Raw genomic sequence first — 22,881 nt, 5'->3', positions numbered from 1 at the left:
AGTGAAACAAATTTAAAGATTCTTTTTCACCAGATTTCTGAACTAAAAATGGTTGACCGAAGAACCTCGAGAAATATAGGGACCCTAGTTTTTTGTAAAGTTATTAGGGATTGCTTAGGTACGACATTATAAGGACTGGGAGAGCAGTGATTTCAATTCGCTCATATCTTGAAACACAAAGGTCTCCTGCACCCCAACAGGGTAGTCATGACCATTCTTGGAGTACACGAAAACATCGAAGCCCCCGGCCAAGGCCGCCTGAACTCCAACTTTGCTATCCTCGATAACAGCACATTCCTTTGGTTTAAAGCCCATATTTTTGGCGGCATGAAGGAAAATATCCGGATTGGGTTTCCAACTTTGTATTTCATAGCAGCTAAATATTCTGTCTTCAAACTTATCAATCAGGCCGGTGGTCGTTAAGTTGGCACGTATTTTTTCCAAGGGCCCACTTGAAGCTACACAAAAAGGTATTTTAAGATTCTCGATAACCGAATGGACACCCTCTATCGGCTTAAGCTCATTCTTGAAAGCCTCAAACGTTTTTTTCCGGTACTCCGATTCGAAGTCCGGGGGCAATCCCCCTTTGGTAAGTACATCGAGATAGTGCATGATATCGTTTAAAGACTTTCCCAAAAACTCACCTACTACAAAGTTCAAGTCCATGTGCAATCCCAGATCCTTTCCCATCGCAACCAATACCTTGGCGGTAATGAGTTCGCTATCCACCAAAACACCATCACAATCAAAAATAATGCACTTGTATTTCATTTAGTTGGGTAGCTTTTTATCAGCAAAGAGCTATCAATCTGGATGTACCATAAGTTAAGGTACAAAGAAAAGGTATGCGGCCTAATCTGCCTTAATTTTGAGCACTTTTATAATTTTATCATACACCTCGGTATTCTCATATACCCCTTGGAATTCTTGGGAATGTGGACCGTAGGCAAATAACGGTACCATGGTACCCGTGTGGTCATGGGTGGTAAAATCCCCTTCCACCATCCTGTTTTCAAGATTTCCTTGTGGTATACTAAATCCGGATGTTTCATGGTCTGCTGTGACGACCACGAGCGTATTGCCCGTTACATCCGCAAATTTAAGGGCTTCGGTTATGGCCCTATCAAAATCTATTCCTTCCGAGACAATGCCGGGCACAGAATTCTCATGGCCGTAACTATCTATTTTTGCTCCTTCTACCATTAAAAAAAAGGGTGCCTTTTTAGCTTTTAAAAAGGTCAATCCATTTTTGGTCGCCTCTGCCAATATCGCTCCACGGCCTTCAAGAATACCCGGGACACCGTCCTTTGAAATAAAATGTGCGACTCGTTTTTCATCGCTCTTGGCAATTCTATCCGTACTTTCCAGAATAGAAAAACCCATTTGAGCAATTCCAGTTTCAAGGGCATTTGAACCTCCACCAATAAGGAGTGAAAGCTTACTTTTAGATAAATCCGAAATAATACCCGCTTCATCCGATCGATCTTTACGATGTGCATAAAAAGCAGCTGGAGTGGCTCCTGTAATATCATCTGTAGTTATGCATCCGGAGTTAAAACCGTTTTCATTTAGGAGTTCAGCAATGTTTTTTAGGGAGTTGTCTTGGGCATCTACTCCTATTGCACGATTGTTAGTTTTTGTACCCGTTGCCAATGCGGTACCAGCGGCCGCTGAATCGGTCGTAAAATCATCGGCGGATTGCGTTTTTAAAAACCCGATACTTTTTAATTGGGTCAATGTTAAATCTCCGCCATTGGCCAAAACAGAGGACGAAATCTGCGTTAACCCGTTACCATCACCAATGAGTAGGATGACATTTTTAACAGGCCTGTTTTTCTGGTCCGATTCGAACGTTGGTGTATAGACTTCTGACGAAACCGTATTGTAAAAGACTCGCTGCCCCAGTGTATTTAAATAGGAGGCCGATGCATATGGTAAATCGGTATTGATAAAATCGACACCCATATCGCTAAATGCTTTCCAGGCGGTTTTGGAATCGGGCGCACCCCAAAATCGAAAGGGTTTACCGTATGAATGGGCTTTATCGATTACGGCCTTTACTTTCTTGTAATCCTCAGCGGTTAGTCTTCCTTTTCCGTTCCAAGGCGAAAACTTTTTGAAATTTAGGCTAATCAAAGCTACTTTGTTCCAAGCTTTATCACGCTGTATATCTTCTAGCTTTTGATAATCAAAATGAATGTAATCCGGATAATTCACATACTCATTTACCTTCGGTCGATTGCCGGATATTACAATAGAAATGTTTCTGTCATTGATTAGGTTGGGATAGTTTTCCAAAATGGATATCAGTTTTTCCAAGGTAGCATAAGGCTCCGATTTTATATCCACTAGTAACTGTAATTCTTGTGGCTGCCCTAATTTTAATTGGACTGCTTTTTGAATGGGTTGCAGATATAGATTCTCCAAGGTTCGGTCTTGTATAATTTCAGATTCGCCATGGGTAACGTAAAGCCTATCATTCTTTAAAAAAATGTCTACCTCTATGGAGTTTAGGCCATTGGCATAGGCACTCCAAAAAGGGACTTTTTGAACATAATCATTGTGTGAGTGTATTTTTGCCCGATTCACGGGTTGTGCTGTTAAAGCAATGGTCGAAATGCAAAGTAGAAGAATTAGGAGGAGGTTTTTTTTGGACATGACCGGGATTTGACTTGTTAAACTATTGTTGTTCAAAAAAGGATTTAATTATCGAATTCCATTTGGATAGGTAAAATCGGGATTGGAATCATTATTTTTATACGAATATAGGACTCCCAAGGGGTAACGATAAGGAGAAGCTTATGCAAAGGTTTGCATAAGGAAGCCATAGGTGCCAAGTAAAGAAGTATTGCCCCTCCTGTAAGGAGTTCTTATTATCGCGAAGAATCTAAAAATCAGGGGTTTTGTCCGTACTTTGGGAGAAGCTTGCGGAACAGCACACGGCTCCCCTTTTTCTTGACGAATCATCCCTCTATACCTAGGGTTCGCACACAAATCATTTTCTCTAATTTTTTAAGAAATTCTTCCCTCCATATTGCTTTTTTACCAGTTTTAAAAAGCCCTAAATAGTTATTTGGGAATAATGTTCCCTAAAGTTTAAATAAGGCTTAAGTCCATGTAAATCAATGCAAACCTTTGCATAGACTTTTGGCTCCGAATAATTTTAGGCATCGCTTTTTTATTGTTATTTGGCTTAAGAATTAACTAACGCAAAAACAGCCAGATATGAAGAAAATTCGATTTTTAATGCTGATTTTCCTGCTCGGAATCGTTTCGGTTTCTTGGGCACAGACTACGGTGACAGGTACGGTCACCGATGACCTAAATGCTCCCCTTCCCGGGGCAAGTGTTATAGAGAAGGGAACGACCAATGGTACCACGACCGACTTTGACGGTAATTTTACGATAGAAGTCTCTGATCCAAATGCTATTCTAGAAGTTTCCTATCTGGGATACACTACTACGGAAATACCCTTGGCAGGTCAAACTAACGTAACGGCCCAGTTGTCCGAAGATGCCACTCAGTTGGAAGACGTGGTAGTAGTAGGATATGGTGTTCAGAGAAAGTCGGACATAACAGGCGCCATAGGTTCGGTAAAAAGTGAAAATTTCAACCGGGGCGTAGTTGCGAACCCAGGTCAACTTGTACAGGGTAAGATAGCCGGTGTAAATGTGACCAATGTTAGTGGTGAACCCGGAGCTGCCCAGAATATAATTATTAGAGGTGTCGGAAGCCTTCGTGCTGGTACTACGCCTCTTTTTGTGGTAGATGGTTTTATACTTGATAATTCCAGCATTGGTGTGGCAGCCGGTGCCAACCCTTTAAACTTCCTAAATCCACAGGATATAGAATCGATAGATGTTTTAAAGGATGCTTCCGCGACCGCGATCTACGGAGCACGTGCTGCCAATGGGGTCATCGTAATTACGACCAAAAAAGGAAAAGCCGGTAAGACGGAGATGAATTTATCGGTCTCCACTGCCGTATCTTCCATAGCAAATCCTATGGATGTGTTTAGTGCCAGTGAGTTTAGAAACCAAGTGCCTGCGGTTGGGGGAACACTGGCCGATGGTGGTGCGAATACGGATTGGCAGGATGAATTGACCAGAACAGGGATTTCCAAAAATGTCAATTTCTCCATGAGCGGAGGGGTTGTGGACAAGTCCTCCTATTTTGTGTCGGCTGGCGTGGATGACCAGGAAGGTACGTTGAACAATAGCTCTTTAACACGGTATTCCGGGCGTATCAACCTAAACCAAAAGGCACTTCAGGGGCGTTTTAATGTGGATTTTAATCTAACCGCTTCCCGAACCGTAAATGAAAGGCCTGACAACAATTCGATTATAGTGGACATGTTACAATTGAATCCTACCTTTCCCGTTTTTACCAATGGAGAGCCCACATTCTTTGATGAACGTCTAAATCCGGTTGTTCGAAATCAGATTTTTACCGATGAGGCCAACAGCAATAGAATCCTGGCCAATATTTCTCCTTCTATTGAAATTGTTAAGGGATTGACCTATAAGTTGAATCTGGGCGTGGATTATGCATCTACCACCCGCGATGAACAACTGACCCCATACACTTTGTTGGAAGGTTTTGAGCAAGGTGAATTGGACTCAAGGGCAACGATAAATACCAACACCTTGATTGAAAATACACTGACCTACACCTTCAGTAAGGGCAAACATAACCTAACGGTTTTGGCGGCCCATTCCTACCAGGAAACAAAATTCGAGCAAAAAAGGTTTGAACTGGAAGGATTTGCCAATAACGGAATAGAGCCTAGATTTCAGGATCAGATCAGTACCGAAACTTTCCCCACCACTTTGGAATCCGAAGCTTTTATAAATGAGCTACAGTCCTATTTTGGCAGGGTAAACTATGCGTATGACGATAAGTATTTGTTGACAGCCACTATGCGGGCCGATGGTTCGTCCCGGTTTGGTGCAAACAATAAGTATGGTTATTTCCCATCATTTGCCTTGGGATGGAATATTAGCAAGGAAGATTTCTTGGCGGATAGTTCAGTGTTCAGCAACCTAAAGCTTCGTGCAAGTTGGGGCCAAACAGGGAATCAGGAAGGTATAGACCCTAAAGTAAGCTTAGCAAGTTTCATTGATTCAAGGACGGAAAATGACACCTATCCCATTAATGGAACTGAAGTTTCCCTGGACGATTATCCTTTTGGTACCGTACCTGTTCGTACGGCGTTTCCAGACCTCAAATGGGAGGTGTCCACACAAACAAATATAGGTCTGGATTTTGGCCTCTTCGGCAATAGGATAACAGGTACTTTGGATTATTTCAACAAAGTGGTCACCGATGTGGTGTTATTCGCAAATAGAATAGACCCCATTCAGCCAACGGAAAAAATATGGACAAATATTCCCGATTTGGAAATACAAAATACCGGTTTTGAACTTTCCCTGGACTACAGGGGCAATTTCACTGAGGACTTTACCTTTAATGTGGGAGGTAATATATCCTATACGGATAATAAGGTGGTAGATTCCCAATTTGAGGTTCTTACTTCTGGTGCTGCCCAAGGGGCAGGGCAAACAGGTGCTACTATTAATGGGTATATCAATGATGAGCCTATAGGCACCTTCTTTATGAAAGAATTTATCGGCATCGGTGCGGATGGTTTAAACCAGTTTAGGGATGTTAATGGGGATGGGGAGTCTTTGGATAATGATCGGATTGCAGTAGGCACCGCACTTCCTGATGTTATCTATGCCTTCTACTTCAACTTCAACTACAAAAATTGGGATTTAGGCCTTAATTTTAATGGGGTTTCCGGAAATAAGATTTATAACCATACGGCCATGACCATATTTTCCAATAGTCAATTGAGTAGAAATTTGAATACCACTGATTTTGCCGTTCAATTTCCTAATGAGGATCTTAGCAATTCTAACGAAGTCTCTACCCGATATCTGGAAGATGGCAGTTTCTTGCGATTGAACAATGCCACCCTGGGGTATACTCTTGATCCCGCAGTACTTGGGTTAAGCGATTGGGTGAGTAACTTTCGATTTACGTTAACGGGACAGAACCTATTTGTAATAACGGATTATTCGGGCTTTGATCCAGAAATCAATACTGGAACCGATATTGACGATATTCAAACCTTTGGTATAGACCGTTTTACCTATCCGTCTCCAAGGACTTTGTTATTAGGCTTAAACGTAACATTTTAATTAAAAAATTGTTTCAATCATGAAAAATAAAATTTTAATTCTAACATTCGCTTTTTGTACCTTGTTCAATTGGGGGTGTACTGATCTGGAAGAGGAACGAATAGATGAAGCTGAATTTGGGGGTCAGGCAGAAACCATTAGTGGTGCCATTGCTCCTGCCTATGGTTATGTTTCCTGGACTTGGAGACATACACATTACTATGGAATGCAATTAGTGGCTTCGGATGAGGCCATTTTACCCTTTCGCGGAGGAACAGACTGGTTTGATGGGGGCAAGTATTTGGCGACCCACGCCCATACCATTACGCCGACCAATGATTTGATCGGTGATAGTTGGAACGAACTTACCACAAATATTTCTAGGACACTGGCGGCTATTGAAGTTTTGACACCGCTCGCGGACGACGGAGACAATGAAGCACTTGGTGCCCTTTATGAAATGCGGGCGTTACGAGCTTATCTAAACATGTTGATGTTGGATAGTTGGGGAATGGTACTTAGAAAGGAGTCTTCCGCCGAACTATCCGAGGTTTTAAGGGCGCAAGAAGCCATAGATTACATTGAAAGCGAATTATTGGCGGTTGTGGATGTCATCAACACGAATAGAGGTCCCGGTAGAATTACCCAGGCCGCGGTTTGGGGCTTTTTGGCCAGATTGTATTTAAATGCCGCAGTGTACAGAGATCCTTATGGTACGCCAAACTTTACCACTGAGGACATGGGCCGGGTAATACAGTATACGGATAACATTATCAATTCCGGTGCCTTTTCATTGTCCCCGGAGTATTTTGATTTGTTCAATGATGACAACAATGGCAATCCGGAGTTGATTTTTGCCTTGGATCAACGGGGACAATTACGAAGGGAGCACAGCAGATGGGCCTATTGGCCTATTGCAGGATCCATGTTTCCAAGACCTGAATTCCCAAGTGCAGATGGTACGGACGGGCCCGCTATTACATCGGATTTTTACCAGACTTGGGTAGATGCCTATGGTGCTGTCGATCCTGCCGAAGCCGACGCTAGGTTCTATCAAAGAAATACATTGGTCCCTGATGCACAGCTACAAGACCTGGCAAATCGAGAACCCTTACTTGCCACGGAAACCGAAGACAGTTACTACTGCGTTGAACCCACTGTCTTTGAAATGGATAGGGGAATTTTAAGAGGGATTCAATGGGGACCTAGAAAAGGTGACGACGGAGCTTTCATAACCTGTGATGGTGGTGTTAGGATCTATCCCATACAACAAAGAAAAGGGAACGGACCGGATAGGGATGTGGGTTATGTGGACCATACTTTAGAAATTGACTTCACCAATGAAGGTTCCTTGCACAATAAAGGGTATAGACCTTCCAAATATCAATTTAGCCGTACTTCGCCGAATGGCAACAATTTCAGTAGCGTGGATTTGGTATTGCTACGTCTGGCAGAGGTTTATTTGATGCGCGCAGAAGCCAAATTGCGAAATGGTGACGATGCAGGTGCTTTGGCAGACGTTAACATCGTCAGGACCTCAAGAACGGCTCGTCCGGACCAAACCCCGGAAGCGTGGACTGCAATTGACTTGGACATCCTGTTCCGTGAGCGAGGTTTTGAGTTGTATTGGGAAGGTTTTAGAAGAGGAGATCAAATTCGTTTTGGCAAATATGAGGATTCTTGGACCGATAAGACAGATGCCGATCCCAATAAAAGGTTGTTCCCAATTCCACAAAGCGCCGTTGATGCTGCTTCGGGAATTGATGGCTTCTTACAACAGAATCCAGGGTATTAATGAATTGTATTTAGGGCGAGATGAATGTCTTATGATTCCCAGTCCACCTGGCAATTCGTTAGGAAATAGAATACGACACTCATAATAGTGTTGGTTATTCGTAATTAGTTTGTTTGAGTTTGAGTTAGTTTAGTAAAGGCGGGCAAATATTTGCTTGCCTTTATTTTTATGGGCAGATGGAGATTTTTTTGTCAGTTGCTTGTAATGATATGCGATAAACTTCAAACACAAACCTTATATTTATTCAAACAGTAGTATTTATTTAGCAAAGTATGATTATGAAAAGTGATTTCCCAAATAAACTAAAGAGGACTAAAAACTTTGTTTTAAGAGTCTCGGGAATTTTCATTATTGTTTTTTTTATGGGCTCTTGTGGTAAGGCGCAGAAAGGTTCTTCCAAGATGATGGAATACGATACCTCTCCAGTGGATAAAGTGTATACCCAATTGGATACCGAAAACTCCCGTTGGTTTTTATTTTCGTCTGCGTGTCGTCCTTTTGGTATGGTCAACCTTAGTCCCGATACACAGGTCGGTGGCGCATGGGGTAGTGGCTATCGCTACAAGACCGATACCATTAAAGGGTTTAGCCATATTCACGGCTGGCAAATTTCAGGGCTTTCCGTAATGCCGGTATCAATTTCGAAGGAGAACAAGAATGCTATTTTTACGGATTTTTATTCAAAATTTTCTCATGAAACGGAAAGGGCCGTTCCGGGATACCATTCGGTAGAACTCGAGAAATACGGTATAAAGGCCGAGTTGACCAGTACAAAACGTGTAGGGTTCCACAGATATTCCTTTCCCTCCGAAGGAAAACCTGCCCTGCTATTCAACTTAAATGGAGTATTGGGCCCTTGTGAAAATAGGAACGGTACATTGGCAAAAATTAACGATAACGTGCTTACGGGAGAGTTTGAGATGGCACCGACCCATAGACGTCCCAAACCCTTTAAAGTTTTTTTTCATGTGGAATTTGATTCAAGAATCGATTCGATCATTCAAGATGAAAGGACACACAACTACCTTGTTTTTACAAATCAAAGTGAAAAAACCGTAAAGCTAAAAGCAGGAATTTCATATACCTCGATTAAAAATGCGCAAAAGAATTCGACCACCGAACTGAATCATTGGGATTTTGAAAAGGTGGTGGAAGAATCCAAGGAGGAATGGAATAGCTTATTGGGAAGAATCAAGGTCCGCGGAGGTACCGAGACGCAACAACGTCGTTTCTATACAGACCTGTGGCACGCTTTACAGGGACGAAGGATCATTAACGATGTAGATGGCAGTTACCCGGATAACACGGGTGATGGTCTTAGGATTGGCCAATTGCCATTGGATGTTAAAGGTAAGCCCAAGTTCAACCATTACAATTCCGATTCTTTTTGGGGAGCACAATGGACCTTGAACACACTTTGGGGTCTGGTCTATCCTGATATTAAAGAGGAATTTGTGCATTCGCTGCTGCAATATCATAAAGATGGTGGACTAGTCCCAAGAGGGCCTTCGGGAGGAAATTATACCTATGTAATGACAGGTGCATCAAGCACGCCTTTCATCATAAGCGCCATTCAAAAAGGAATAGTAAAGGATAGCTTGCGAAGCATCTACAACGCAGTAAGGAAAAACCATATGCCCAATGGTATCATGGAAAAGGCAGGCTATGAACACAACACAAATTTGGGCGGAGGTTTTAAACATTATCTGGAGAAAGGCTTTGTGCCCTACCCCATTCCCGAAGGAAAGTTTGGAGGTCATCAAGATGGGGCCAGTCTCACCCTTGAATATGCCTATCAAGATTGGACCTTGGCCCAACTTGCAAAAAAATTGGATCAGGAAGAGGACTATCGTTATTTTCTTGATCGATCAAACAATTACAAACTCCTTTTTGACCAGGAATCCGGTTGGATCAGGCCAAAGGATTCCGATGGGGATTGGATGGAAAACTATGACCCCTATCTATATGAAAATGGTTTTATTGAAGGGAACGGGGCGCAGTGTACTTGGTTTGTACCACATGATGTAAAAGGTTTGGCCCAATTGATGGGTGGACTTGATGTAGCGGTGGAAAAATTGAATACTCAATTTCAGGTTGCAGAGAAACTGGATTTCACTTCAGGGAACTCGCATGATGTTGAAATGCATCCCGAATATAGTCGCGTTCCCATCAATTACGGCAATCAACCTTCCATCCAAACAGCATTTGTTTTCAATCAACTGGGCAGACCAGATCTAACCCAATACTGGTCACGTAAAGTAGTTGACTCGGTTTTTAGCGGTTTAGACCCATCAACAGGGTATAATGGTGATGAGGATCAAGGGCTTATGGGAAGTTTGTCAGTCTTGTTAAAAATAGGATTGTTTCAAATGAACGGCGGTACCGAAGAAGACCCGACATACCAACTGGGTAGCCCCATTTTCGATGAAGTTAGAATCGATCTACATCCCGATTATTATCCTGGAAAGCAGTTTGTAATCCGAACCAAGAACAATAAGGAAGGTAATTGGGCGATAGAAAATACACTTCTAAACGGGGAACCGATTCAGGAAATGGCCATCCCACATTCACAGATTGTCCAAGGTGCGGAATTGATGATAGAATTTAAAGAAAACTAAACATAAATTATTTCGGTTCGGTAGATTTTAGTCGTTCCTTTATGGTGTTACTTTTTTTAAACGCCAAGACGACAACATATTTTTTTGTATTTTTCTAAGTAGGTTGGGATTGCATACAGCTACTAATGCTGCTAAAATATGTCGACAAACAGATACTGAAAAAGATTCTAAATCGCCGATCATGAAAAAGGGTAGGGTTACAATTATAGATATTGCCCGTGAGTTAAGCATTGCTCCTTCTACGGTTTCCAGGGCCTTAAAGGACCATCCGGCCCTAAAAAAGGAAACTAAGGATGCAGTTCGAGCCTTGGCCAAAAAGTTGGACTATCAGCCCAATTTACTAGCCTTGAATCTTTTGCAAAAGAAATCGAATACCATTGGGGTAATTGTCCCGGAGATTACAAGCCACTTTTTTTCGGCCATTATAACCGGCATTCAAGATGTTATTGGGGACTCAGAATACAATATCATGATCTGTCTCTCTAACGAATCCTACGAAGAGGAGGCGGTAATCATCAAAAAACTACTGAAAATACAGGTTGATGGGGTTTTGGTATCCCCTACTTCGGAGACCAAGAATTTCGATCATTTTAGAACACTTCAAAAAAATGATATCCCTGTTGTGGTCTTTGATAGGGACTGCCCGGGATTGGAGGCGGACAAGGTTTTGGTCGACGATTATGCAGGAGCTTTTCAGGCAGTGGAATATCTTATTAAATCGGGCTGTACCAAAATCGCCCATTTAGGGGGACCTTTAAATCTAAGTACCACAAAACATAGACTTCAAGGCTATTTGGATGCCCTGGAAAACGCTGATATTCCAATTAGAAAGGAGTACATTGAGCATGTTCCCGGGTTTTCCCATGATGATGGACTTAAGCCTGCCGAAAGACTGTTGAAACTTGAAGATTTGCCTGACGCAATTTTTGCTATGAACGATAATATTGCGATTTCCGCAATGCATATCGCCAGAAAGATGGCCTTGAAAATACCGGATGATATTTCAATAGTAGGTTTTGATGACGAACCGCATTCTTCCTATTTTAGACCATCTTTATCCACGGTTTGGCAACCGGTTTATAGCTTGGGCATGCTCTCTGCACGAATCATATTGCACAGATTAAATGATAAAGGTCCACAGAAGAATTTTAGGCAGGAAGTTTTTAAACCAGAGCTTGTTTTAAGGGCATCTTCAAGGGAATGCGCTTCTAGAAAAAATGACAAAGTAAAGTTGTAGGAAAATGCAAACCTTTGCATAGTCTTTTGGTCTATTATGCTTTTTAACATCATTTTTTTATTGTTTTTTTATGATGATAGGAGATTCTTATAATTTCCATAGAATGGACTAGTATGCTCGTTTCACCAAAGGAACTTTTCAAAAAGTGCTACGGTAAATATGCGATAGCCGCTGTAAATGTATTTACCATGGAGCAAATACATGGACTATTTCGCGCCGGGGAAAAAGCGAACGCGCCTTTTTTGGTACAGATTACGCCAGCGGCAAGGAATTATGCACATTCATTGATGTTGTCCGCAATGGTCCAGGCAGCGTCCAAAATATATCCAAAAGCGGTTTACGCCGTTCATTTGGATCATGGTAACGAAGCACATGCGTTGGAGGCGATAGCTTCCAATACATACAATTCGGTGATGATCGACGCATCTCATGATAGTTTTAACAAGAATGTTGAAAGAACAAAGACAATAGTAGAGGAAGCACATAAAAAAAATATTTTTGTGGAAGCGGAACTGGGGGTGCTTAGTGGAGTTGAGGACGATATTTCGGTTGATGAAAAGGAAGCAAGATATACCAGGCCTTCCGAAGTTGAGGAATTCGTAAAACTGACCCAATGTGATAGTTTGGCCGTGGCTGTAGGCACTAGTCATGGAGCCTATAAGTTTTCTGGGGGTCAGGGCATACAATTTAATATTTTGGAAGAGATACAACAGCGTCTTCCCAATTTTCCAATAGTGCTCCACGGGGGTTCGGCGGTAAATAAAGAAGAGATTTCGAGGATAAATTGTAGCGGTGGTAAGCTGAACGGTGGTGCTACCGGAGTTTCTCCGGAAGAAATAGTCAAATCGATTACTTACGGCGTATGTAAGATCAATATAGCAACGGACACCAGGCTTCTTTGGGCAAGGGTACACAGAGAGTTTTTCAAGGATACCCCGGAACTTTTTGACCCTATAATTCCGGGGAAAGAGTATATGAAGGCAAACGAAGCATTTATGTTAGAGAAATTTGAACTTTTGGGAGCCACGGGTAAAGCAAATCAATTCATCCAATAGATAATAGTATGGGAACAAAATCTCCATTAGTAGTAAAGCCTAAAACAGGATCAAAGGTATATCATCAAATATCCCCTGAATCGGCCCAATGGGAATACCTTTCCTTTGAAGCTAGGGAAATGTCCAAGGATGAAACTTGGGAATGGAACACGCAAGAAAATGAGATGGTCATTGTATTATTGAGCGGTAACTTCAGGGTAGAAAGCGAGAAAGGAAATTGGGAGACCTTGAATGGGCGTAAAGATGTATTTAGTGGAGTGGCCCATACCCTATACTTGCCAAGACATACAAAGTTCACTTTAAAAGCTACCAGTGATTCTTTGGACATTGCCTATGGTTGGTGCAAGGCAGATGAAGATTTTCCCGCAAAGTTTGTCACACCTGAAAAGACTCCAGTAGTTATTTTTGGAGGGGACAACGCTACCCGGCAGTTCAATGATTTAGTACCTCCCGGCTTTGGATGCCACAGTATTGTAGTAAGGGAAGTCTATACTCCTTCTGGTAATTGGAGCTCGTTTCCGGCACATAAACATGATGAACGTATTCTTGCGGAGGACGGCACCGTTCTGGAACCCATTCAAGAGGAGACCTATTTCTATAAGTTTCAAAAACCGGAAGCCTATGCAATTCAGCAAGTTTATACCAAAGATCGGTCTTTGGATGAGATTGCGAGACCGCGTCACAATGATGTTGTGATGATACCAAGGGGTTTCCATCCGGTTGTGGCGGAACACGGTTTTCATTGTTATTACCTTAACTTTTTGGCAGGAACCGATCAATGCCTGGCCAATACCACAGATCCAGATCATGAATGGATTTATGATTCATGGACCTCAAAAGATAAGAGATTGCCCTTGGTAACGGCAGAAATGAATAAATAGGGAATATGACCAACAAGAAATATGATGTAATCACCTTTGGGAGGTCTTCTATAGACCTTTACTCCCAAAACATTGGTTCCGCTTTCAATGATATCAAAGGGTTTGATGCCTTTGTAGGAGGCTCTCCATTAAACATTGCTGTGGGCTGTGCACGATTGGGAGTCAATACCAGTCTGCTAACAGCTGTTGGAAATGATAAAGTAGGTGAGTTTATTGTAAACTTTCTAAACAAGGAAGGAGTCAATACCCAATGTATTCCTGTAAAGGATTCTGCTAGAAGCAGTGCAGTGGTCCTGGGGATCGAACCTCCGGATAAGTTTCCTTTGGTATTTTATAGGGACAATGCGGCGGATAGCGAAGTGGACATTGATGACGTGGACAGGGCTAACATTCCAGAATACCGGATTTTATTGATCAACGGTACCGCCATGAATAGGGAACCCTCCAGAAGCGCTACTTTTTATGCTGCTGAAGTCGCTAACCAAAATAAGGTCGACGTAGTTCTAGACTTGGATTTTAGGGCAGATCAGTGGCACGACTATAGGGCGTATGGAATAACCATGCGTGCCGTATTGCCCAAAGTGAAAATTGCTATAGGCACGGAGGAGGAAATATTGGCGGCGACCATGGTAAATACATCTCAGGTTACGATTAAGCACCAACAAATATCGGCTCCGGAAATTTCGGGAGATATCAACGAATCCATAAAACGTTTGCTGGCCACGGGCATCGAGACCCTGATTGTAAAGAGGGGCAAAGATGGTGCAAGTATCTGTAGAAAGGATGGATCTATGCAAGATGTTCCCGGATTCCCGGTAGAGGTGCTTAACATTCTAGGTGCAGGCGATGCCTTTGCCAGCGGATTCCTTTATGGCCTATTACAGGGTTGGGATATGTACAAAGCCTGTCGTATGGGTAATGCCAGTGGGGCGCATGTGGTGACCCAAAAGGGATGCGCCAACTTTATGCCGACCTTGGAACAATCGTTGACTTTTATAGAAAAAAATGGAGGATTTTAAATTTTGATCAAGATGGAAGTAAAAAGACTTACAGTTGCACAGGCCACAATAGAATACCTAAAAAATCAATATGTGGAACGGGATGGTATCCAAAACAAGTTTTTTGCGGGTTGTTTTGGGATTCTAGGACATGGCAACGTTGCAGGAATTGGGCAGGCATTGCACCAAAATCCGGATTTTCCATTTTATGTAGCACGAAACGAACAGGCTATGGTACATACGGCTGCGGCCTTTGCTAAGGTTAAAGACCGATTGCAGACCTTTGTATGTACTTCCTCCATTGGTCCGGGAGCCACCAATATGATTACAGGTGCCGCTGCAGCTACCATCAATAGGATTCCTGTTTTGTTGATTCCAGGGGATATTTTTGCGACACGGCATGTAGCCCCCGTTCTACAGCAGTTGGAATCGGCTGTCACGCAGGACATTTCGGTGAACGATTGCTTTAAGCCCGTATCCAAATATTGGGATCGTATCAATCGTCCCGAACAACTGATTACGGCGTTGCCCGAAGTTATGCGTGTATTGACCTCACAGGCAGAAACTGGGGCCGTTACCTTGAGTATCCCCCAAGACGTTCAGGCAGAGGCATATGACTTTCCCGTTACTCTTTTCCAAAAAAAGGTATGGCATATCGGTAGAACAATGCCAGATCAAACCTTTTTGGCAAAGGCCATTGAACGGATAAAGGAAAGCAAAAGGCCTTTGATAGTTTCAGGGGGAGGCACCATCTATAGTGGCGCGACCGAAATATTGAAAAAATTGGCCAACCGAACAGGGATTCCAGTAACAGAGACCTTTGCCGGCAAGGGATCATTGGATTATAACGAACCCCAAAATCTGGGTGCCGTTGGTGTAACAGGGACTCCGGGAGCCATTGAAATCGCAAAGGAAGCCGATTTGGTCATCGGCCTCGGAACACGTTATAGTGACTTTACCACGATTTCAAAATCGGCCTTCCAAAATCCCGAGGTGCAGTTTGTGAATATCAATATTACCGAGTTCGACTCCTTTAAGCATGGGGCATTACCATTGATAGGTGACGCCAAGGCAATTCTTGAGGAAATGGATCAACAGTTGTCCGATTATGAGGTCAGCAAGGATTATCGGGAAAAAGTGGAAAACTTCAATACAAGCTGGGATGAATTTGTTTCGGGAATCTATTTGGAAAAGAACGAAACACCGGCTTTTCAAGGCGAGGTCATTGGTGCCGTAAATACGTTTTCCGATGCCAGCGACATTATGATTTGTGCCGCGGGAAGTCTTCCGGGAGATTTACACAAGTTATGGAGAACACGAAATCCAAAAGGCTTTCATTTGGAGTATGGATACTCATGTATGGGTTATGAAATCGCTGGCGGATTGGGTGCCAAAATGGCCAATCCAGAAAGCGAGGTCTATGTGCTGGTAGGCGATGGCAGTTACTTGATGATGTCGCAAGAAATTATTACCTCTATTCAGGAAAGACAAAAACTGACCATAGTTCTCCTAAACAACGATGGATATTCCAGTATCGGAGGGCTGTCCGCTTCTTTGGGAAGTGACGGCTTTGGCACATACTACCGTTATCGCAATGAGGAGACCAACCAATTGGACGGAGGGTTGTTACCCATTGATTATGCCGCTAATGCAGCTAGTATGGGTGCACATGTAATTAAAACGTCCAATGTAGAAGAACTAAAGGCGGCCCTCAAAAAGGCAAAGACTATTGATCATACTACCCTGATTTATATTGAGGTAGATCGCAAAAAAGGAGTTCCCGGTTTCGCCTGGTGGGATGTGGCCGTGGCAGAAGTATCGGAGAAAGTAGCCGTAAGCGAATCCCATAAAACCTATCAAAAAAACAAGAAGACCCAAAAATATTACCTCTAAACCACCACCGACCAAATGGATACCGATTTGATTATCACACTGGCCTCTTTTATCCTTTTTACAGGGGGGGTCGCCCTCTTTACTTGGTATAGCCTCCGAAGGACCAATTTAGGATCTTCCGAAGGTTATTTTTTAGGAGGGAGAAGTTTAACCGGCACCGTAATCGCAGGATCTATGTTGTTGACCAATATCTCTTCGGAACATCTGATTGGTATGAACGGAAATTCATATGTCAATGGGTTTATCGTGATTGCCTGGGAGGTCACATCGTCCATAGCACTGGTAATCGCTGCTATCTTTTTCGTACCCAAATATCTTAAAATGGGCCTGACCACCATCCCCCAATTTTTGGAAAACCGCTTTGATGGGTTAACGAGGACCATGGTTGCTTCCATATTGATTTTCTCGTTCGTGGTTACCCTTTTACCTATTGTATTGTATTCGGGGGCCATAGGTATTGAAAGTCTGTTCGGGGTTTCCGATTTTTTAGGTGTCGACACAACCCAGGGACTCTGGATTACTATTGTGGTCATCGGAGCAATAGGTTCCATATATGCTATTTTTGGAGGATTAAAAGCAGTAGCCTATTCCGATACCATCAATGGCCTTGGGCTTTTAATTGGGGGATTGTTGATTCCCATTCTTGCGCTAATGGCCATTGGCGACAACAATATTGTTGATGGCTTGGTAAAGGTCTATGAGTTTGCTCCGGAGAAATTCAATGTGATAGGGAAGCCCGATTCGGTTTTGCCTTTTGAAGTGCTGTTTACAGGATTGATCATCAATCAATTGTATTTCTGGGGTATGAACCAGGCCATTATCCAAAGAGCATTGGGCGCCAAGAATTTAAAAGAAGCCCAAAAGGGGTTATTGTTAACAGGCCTTTTTAAAATATTGATTCCTTTGGTCATTGTGCTTCCCGGCGTTATCTGTTACTTTTACTTTCAGGACACCTATTTTGACCAACAGGATTCCGTTTATCCCCAATTGGTAAAAAAGGTACTTCCCGTTTGGTTGATCGGTTTCTTTGCCGCAGTAATTATGGGAGCGGTTCTAAGTACTTTTAATTCGGTGCTGAATTCCGTGGCTACCTTGTTCAGCGTGGATATCGTAAAAAAACATCTAAATAAGAATATCAGTGACACCCAACTGGTTAGAATTGGTAAGGGAACATCGGCTGTTTTGGCCGTAGTGGCCATTTTCACAGCCCCTATGGTCGCCAATGCCTCGGATGGGTTGTATCAATTGTTACAGGAATTGAATGGTATTTTCTTTATCCCTATAGCTTCGATTTTACTAGCAGGATTTTTTATGAAAAAAGTCTCGGCCTTGGGTGCCAAGGTTGCCTTGATTTTCGGTCTGTGTTTTTACATCTTTATGACCTGGGGTTATACAAGTCATGGTATTCATTTTGTGCATTTATGGGGCATTGAGTTTGTATTGAATGTAGCTATCATGTATGCGGTTTCCCATTTTTACCCGAGAAAGAACTTGTATGAAGTTACCGATGTAGGTGCGGTAAATTTGGTGTCCTGGAAGTATACCAAGGTCATGTCCATAGGGCTATGCGCCATTACGATTTTAATTTATGTTTTGTTGGGGAGCAATGGATAAAAAGCAGTTTTTTAATTAATACGTACTAAGCATTTTAAAAATGAGCATTTTAAAGAATTATATAAACGGCAATTGGCAAAGTAGTACATCCAAGGAAACGATTGATGTAGTAAATCCTGCAGACCAGCAGGTTTTGGCAAAAGTGCCTTATGGTCCGGACATGAAAAATGATGTGGCCGAAGCTGTAATTGCTGCACAAAAGGCATACAGGGAATGGAGCAAGGTGCCCGTAATGAAAAGGGTTCAGGCGCTATATCATTTAAAATCGTTGCTCGAGGAAAACTCCGAAGTTTTGGCAGAGATCATTACCAACGAGTCGGGCAAGACCAAGGCCGAATCTTTTGGAGAAATACAAAGGGCTATTGAAAATGTTGAGGTAGCCTGTGGTACGCCCATGCTCATGGCCGGCGATGTCATAGAAGATATTGCCACGGGAATAGATGAGATGATGATTCGGCAACCTTTGGGTGTTGCCGCTTGCATTACGCCCTTTAATTTTCCTAGTATGATTGTATTCTGGTTTTTGCCTTATGCGATTGCAACCGGGAATGCCTTTATCGTAAAACCTTCCGAAAAAGTGCCCTTGACCATGATGAAGATTTTTGAGTTCATCGATCAATTGGATGTTCCCAAGGGCTTGGTCAATCTAGTTCATGGCGGAAAGGATTCCGTAGATGCCATTTTAGAGCATCCACAGATCAAGGCCATCAGTTTTGTGGGTAGTACGCCCGTGGCTCGATATATTTATTCCAAGGGAACGGCCAACGGAAAAAGGGTGCAGGCACAGGGGGGAGCAAAAAACCCTGTGGTCATATTGCCCGATTCGGATATCGAGATGTCGACAAAGATTATCGCAGACTCTGTGTATGGCTGTGCGGGACAGCGGTGTTTGGCCGCCTCTACGATTATCACGGTCGATGACCAGCAGCGAGAAGTAAAGGATGCCCTTTATGAAACCGTAAAATCAAGGACCACCGGTTACGGATGGGAAGAAGGGGTAAACATGGGCCCGGTAATCACCCCGGAAAGTAAAACTAGAATAGAAGGATTGATTCAAAAGGGAATTGATGAAGGGGCACAGGTGCTTCTTGACGGCAGAAATGCCTCGATTTCCGGATATGAAAAAGGTAATTTTATCACGCCTACAATTCTCGAAAACGTGGCTTTGGATAAGGAGCTGATAAAAACAGAAATCTTTGGCCCTGTAATGAGCCTTATTTCCATGACGACTATAGATGAAGCCTTGTCGTTTGTCAATAGCGGAAACTATGGCAATATGGCCTGCCTATTTACGGGAAGTGGGGCAAATGCAAGAAAGTTCAGAAACGAGGCAGATGCAGGCAATATCGGCATTAATATTGGAGTAGCGGCCCCAATGGCCCAATTTCCTTTTAGCGGTTGGAAGGATAGTTTCTTCGGAGACCTCCATGGGCAGGGAAAACATGCCATTGAGTTTTTTACTCAGACCAAAGTAATAATTGAGAGATGGCCCAATATATGGTCTCGTAAATTTTAAAAGTAGGATGATTAAAATAGCAAATGCCCCTTGTTCGTGGGGGGCCCTGGAATTTGACCTAGAGGAAAAATCCGAGGAAATCGGGTTTGAACAGGTTTTGGACGAAATAAAGGAGACGGGCTATATCGGTACGGAACTTGGCGATTGGGGATACATGCCTACAGACCCAGGTCTTTTACGCAAGGAAATCGAAAAGAGAGGTTTGGAGTTGCTGGGAGCCTTTGTTCCGGTAGACTTGGCAGATGGCGACACCCATGAAGCGGGAGTAGATACCGCATTAAAAGTGGCCCAACTGATGTATAGAGCAGGATATAAAAATGCGTTTATTGTTTTGGCCGATGACAATGGGTCCGTCCCAAATCGTACCCAATATGCAGGCAGAATAACTCCGGAAATGGGACTTTCGGAAAAGCAATGGAAAGTATATGCCGCGGGTGCTGAAAAAGTAGCCAAAGTTGTAAAGGAGAAATATGGACTACGAACCGTTTTCCATCATCATTGTGCCGGGTATGTAGAGACCCCGCAAGAGATAGATACCCTTATGGCCTTGACCAATCCTGAATTATTGGGACTCTGTTTGGATATGGGACATTACGCCTTTGGCGGAGGTAATCCGATAGACGCAATAATGAAGTATTCCGATAGGATATGGCATGTTCACTTTAAGGACTATGATCCCGAGGCAGCGCGACTATCACGCCAGGAAAATGGAGATTATTTCGATGCGTTAAAAAAAGGGGTATTCTGTGAACTTGGAAAAGGAATGGTAGATTTTAATGCAATAGTAAAACTTTTGAACGACAAGGGCTATGGGGATTGGATCGTTGTTGAACAGGATATACTTCCAGGCATGGGAGAACCCAAAAAATGCGCGCAATCTAATAGGGATTACATAAGAACATTAGGGCTATAATTAATTCAATACAAATGACAAAACTAAAATTGGCCATAGCCGGATTGGGAAGAATCGGAAAAATCCATTTGGAGAATCTGCTTCAAACGCCCGACGTAGAAATAGTAGCGGCGACAGATCCCGATGAGGGTTCTTTGCAATATGCTAGGGATAAAGGTGTACCCTTTACCACCGACACTTTTGAGGAAATGTTGGGAGGTACCCAAATTGATGCCGTTTTGATCTGTTCCCCTACCGATACACATGCAGATTATGTGGAGCTTTCTGCAAAGGCCGGAAAACATGTTTTTTGCGAAAAACCATTGGACCTTTCATTGGCAAGGGTTTCGGAAGTATTGGAGACTGTTAAGGATGCCAAAATAAAGTTAATGTTGGGCTTTAACAGAAGGTTTGATAAGGAATTCAGAAAGGTACGGGAATTGGTGAAAAACGAAGCTGTGGGGATTCCTCATCTGGTCAAGATTACCAGTCGTGATCCCGGCGCTCCACCAGTAAGCTACATTGAAAAATCAGGTGGGTTGTTCCTGGATATGACCATTCATGATTTTGATATGGCCCGTTTCGTTGTAGATAAGGAAGTAGAGGAAGTGTATGCCAAAGGTGCGGTTTTGATCGACCCGGCCATTGGGGATGCCGGGGATATTGATACCGCAGTGGTTACACTTACCTATTCAGATGGTACCATGGCCATAATAGATAATAGTAGGGAGGCGTCCTATGGCTATGATCAGAGGGTGGAGGTCTTTGGCTCAAAAGGCATGGTACAATCCAACAACAATTTCCATGATTCACATAAACTGTATAATAATCAAGGCATACATGCCGCTTTGCCCTTGCATTTTTTCTTGGAACGCTATCAGGAGGCCTATAAAACAGAAATGAAGGATTTCATCAAGGGTCTTTCCAACGGTACCATGATGCCTGTTGATGGTAACGATGGGCTGCAATCCCTAAAAATAGGACTTGCCGCGATTAAGTCCATTCAGGAAAATAGGCCGGTAAAAATATCCGAGATCGGTTGACTCCTATTTAGATCTTAGTTCTTTAGGTTTATCACCAATGAATTATTCGGCAAGGCTTTACAATTCAATTTGGGCAAAAACCGGACAGTGATCCGATAAAAAGATATCGTTTAGCATTTCAGAGAAAACGGCGTATCTGATTACCTTTTTGTACTGTTTCACAAAAATATAGTCGATTACCTTTCGTTCAGGGAAGGGCCTATTATCAAAACCACAGGTCGTCCAGTCGGGCCCATAGCTTAAAGTGGCAACATTGCTTGAGTTTACCAGGGTATTCTTCCCGTCTTGTGCGGTCAAGGTTTTTATCGCCTCCGATTCCGGAACTAGATTAAAATCGCCTGTCAAGATTAGAGGTAAATCCTTAGCAAGTACCTTGGATTTTTGCTTTAATAATTTAGCACTTTCAATCCGGGCCTGTTTTCCGATATGATCAAAATGCGTGTTCATAATGACAAACTTTTTCCCGGTAATCTTATCCTTTACTAGTGCCCAAGTTGCGATTCTTTCCAGGGAGGCATCCCAACCCTTACTTACTTTTTCCGGTGTCTCACTTAACCAGAACGTACCACTCTTTAACTCTTCGAACCTATCCTTTCGATAAAAAATGGGAGAGAACTCCCCTTTATCCTTTCCATCTTCGCGACCCACACCAACCGTTTGGTATTGTCCCAAATGCTGCTTCAGATAATCTAGTTGATTGATCAAGACCTCCTGCATGCCAATAATATCCAGGTCATAAAAATTAATCATCCGAACAACGTTTTCCTTTCTATGGTGCCAATTCTGTTTGCCATCTTCGGGATTGTCGTATCGAATATTAAAGGACATTGTGTTAATGGGTGTGTTCTTCTGTGCGAGCGAAAATGAAGAAAAAATCAATACTTGGACTAGTACAATGGCTATCTTTTTTTTCATCTATTTAAAAATTTTTGTTTTACTGAAAAAGAACCAAATAAAAATTTTCTGCTTAGATCGACCGCTGCGCTTTCGCACAAAAGATTTAATTATTTCGGTGGGTAAGCAAAAAATTAAATTTGTTTATGCTCATTTCATAAAGGTTTTTTAGGTCCACTTGGGAAAAGTGGAATTGATGCATACGGTTTGTTTAAGATAAAATTGACTATAAAAAGGGTTTTAAGAACATACTTTGAATTCA

At 42.6% G+C, this 22,881-nt stretch carries 15 protein-coding genes; 12 read left to right on the top strand and 3 right to left on the bottom strand.

Translation table 11 applies throughout. The annotated features are described in order from the left end of the window. Window positions 1-126 precede the first annotated feature (126 nt). Both D7Z94_RS01320 and D7Z94_RS01315 read right to left on the bottom strand, forming a co-directional pair. Window positions 127-771, bottom strand: a complete 645-nt coding sequence (locus tag D7Z94_RS01320; RefSeq protein ID WP_120709706.1) for an HAD family hydrolase — start codon at window positions 769-771, stop codon at window positions 127-129. 81 nt (window positions 772-852) lie between these two features. After that, on the bottom strand, window positions 853-2,658 hold the full coding sequence (locus D7Z94_RS01315; RefSeq protein ID WP_120709705.1) for an alkaline phosphatase: 1,806 nt from the start codon (window positions 2,656-2,658) through the stop codon (window positions 853-855). Between the two features lie 567 nt (window positions 2,659-3,225). On the opposite strand from D7Z94_RS01315, the gene D7Z94_RS01310 reads away from it, so the two are divergent. The 12 genes from D7Z94_RS01310 (at window position 3,226) to iolG (ending at window position 21,725) form a co-directional block, all read left to right on the top strand. Continuing rightward, window positions 3,226-6,204: a SusC/RagA family TonB-linked outer membrane protein gene (locus tag D7Z94_RS01310; protein WP_120709704.1), complete on the top strand. Its 2,979-nt coding sequence runs from the start codon at window positions 3,226-3,228 to the stop codon at window positions 6,202-6,204. Window positions 6,205-6,223: 19 nt separating this feature from the next. Then, window positions 6,224-7,978, top strand: coding sequence for a RagB/SusD family nutrient uptake outer membrane protein (locus tag D7Z94_RS01305; protein ID WP_120709703.1), 1,755 nt, complete (start codon window positions 6,224-6,226; stop codon window positions 7,976-7,978). A 278-nt stretch (window positions 7,979-8,256) separates the two neighbouring features. After that, on the top strand, window positions 8,257-10,596 hold the full coding sequence (locus D7Z94_RS01300; protein ID WP_120710828.1) for a GH92 family glycosyl hydrolase: 2,340 nt from the start codon (window positions 8,257-8,259) through the stop codon (window positions 10,594-10,596). 181 nt (window positions 10,597-10,777) lie between these two features. Continuing rightward, entirely contained in the window at window positions 10,778-11,833 is a 1,056-nt protein-coding gene (locus tag D7Z94_RS01295; protein ID WP_120710827.1) for a LacI family DNA-binding transcriptional regulator, read from the top strand. Between the two features lie 113 nt (window positions 11,834-11,946). Next, window positions 11,947-12,888, top strand: coding sequence for a class II fructose-bisphosphate aldolase (locus D7Z94_RS01290; RefSeq protein ID WP_120709702.1), 942 nt, complete (start codon window positions 11,947-11,949; stop codon window positions 12,886-12,888). A gap of 8 nt (window positions 12,889-12,896) precedes the next feature. Beyond that, window positions 12,897-13,769 carry a 5-deoxy-glucuronate isomerase gene (iolB, locus tag D7Z94_RS01285; protein ID WP_120709701.1) on the top strand — a complete coding sequence of 291 codons (873 nt, stop codon included), beginning with the start codon at window positions 12,897-12,899 and terminating at the stop codon, window positions 13,767-13,769. Window positions 13,770-13,774: 5 nt separating this feature from the next. Beyond that, the gene (iolC, locus tag D7Z94_RS01280) at window positions 13,775-14,788 is read left to right on the top strand and encodes a 5-dehydro-2-deoxygluconokinase (protein WP_120709700.1); all 1,014 of its coding nucleotides are present in this window, start codon (window positions 13,775-13,777) and stop codon (window positions 14,786-14,788) included. 12 nt (window positions 14,789-14,800) lie between these two features. Next, on the top strand, window positions 14,801-16,660 hold the full coding sequence (gene iolD / locus D7Z94_RS01275; protein ID WP_120709699.1) for a 3D-(3,5/4)-trihydroxycyclohexane-1,2-dione acylhydrolase (decyclizing): 1,860 nt from the start codon (window positions 14,801-14,803) through the stop codon (window positions 16,658-16,660). A gap of 15 nt (window positions 16,661-16,675) precedes the next feature. Then, complete coding sequence (locus tag D7Z94_RS01270; RefSeq protein ID WP_170158831.1) at window positions 16,676-18,274, top strand: solute:sodium symporter family transporter; 1,599 nt, start codon at window positions 16,676-16,678, stop codon at window positions 18,272-18,274. 40 nt (window positions 18,275-18,314) lie between these two features. Then, window positions 18,315-19,790, top strand: coding sequence for a CoA-acylating methylmalonate-semialdehyde dehydrogenase (locus tag D7Z94_RS01265; protein ID WP_120709698.1), 1,476 nt, complete (start codon window positions 18,315-18,317; stop codon window positions 19,788-19,790). 7 nt (window positions 19,791-19,797) lie between these two features. After that, window positions 19,798-20,703 (top strand): sugar phosphate isomerase/epimerase family protein, encoded by a 906-nt coding sequence (locus D7Z94_RS01260; RefSeq protein WP_120709697.1) that lies wholly within the window; start codon window positions 19,798-19,800, stop codon window positions 20,701-20,703. Window positions 20,704-20,717: 14 nt separating this feature from the next. Beyond that, a complete protein-coding gene (gene iolG / locus D7Z94_RS01255) occupies window positions 20,718-21,725 on the top strand; it encodes an inositol 2-dehydrogenase (protein WP_120709696.1) in 1,008 nt (335 codons plus the stop codon). Between the two features lie 57 nt (window positions 21,726-21,782). Here iolG and D7Z94_RS01250 read toward each other — a convergent pair whose 3' ends face one another. Continuing rightward, on the bottom strand, window positions 21,783-22,640 hold the full coding sequence (locus D7Z94_RS01250; RefSeq protein ID WP_120709695.1) for an endonuclease/exonuclease/phosphatase family protein: 858 nt from the start codon (window positions 22,638-22,640) through the stop codon (window positions 21,783-21,785). Window positions 22,641-22,881: the final 241 nt, after the last annotated feature.

It is taken from the genome of Ulvibacterium marinum (assembly GCF_003626755.1).
Lineage (GTDB): Bacteria > Bacteroidota > Bacteroidia > Flavobacteriales > Flavobacteriaceae > Ulvibacterium > Ulvibacterium marinum.
Note: the sequence above shows the minus strand (reverse complement) of the source record. Positions and strands in the feature narration are given on the sequence as shown.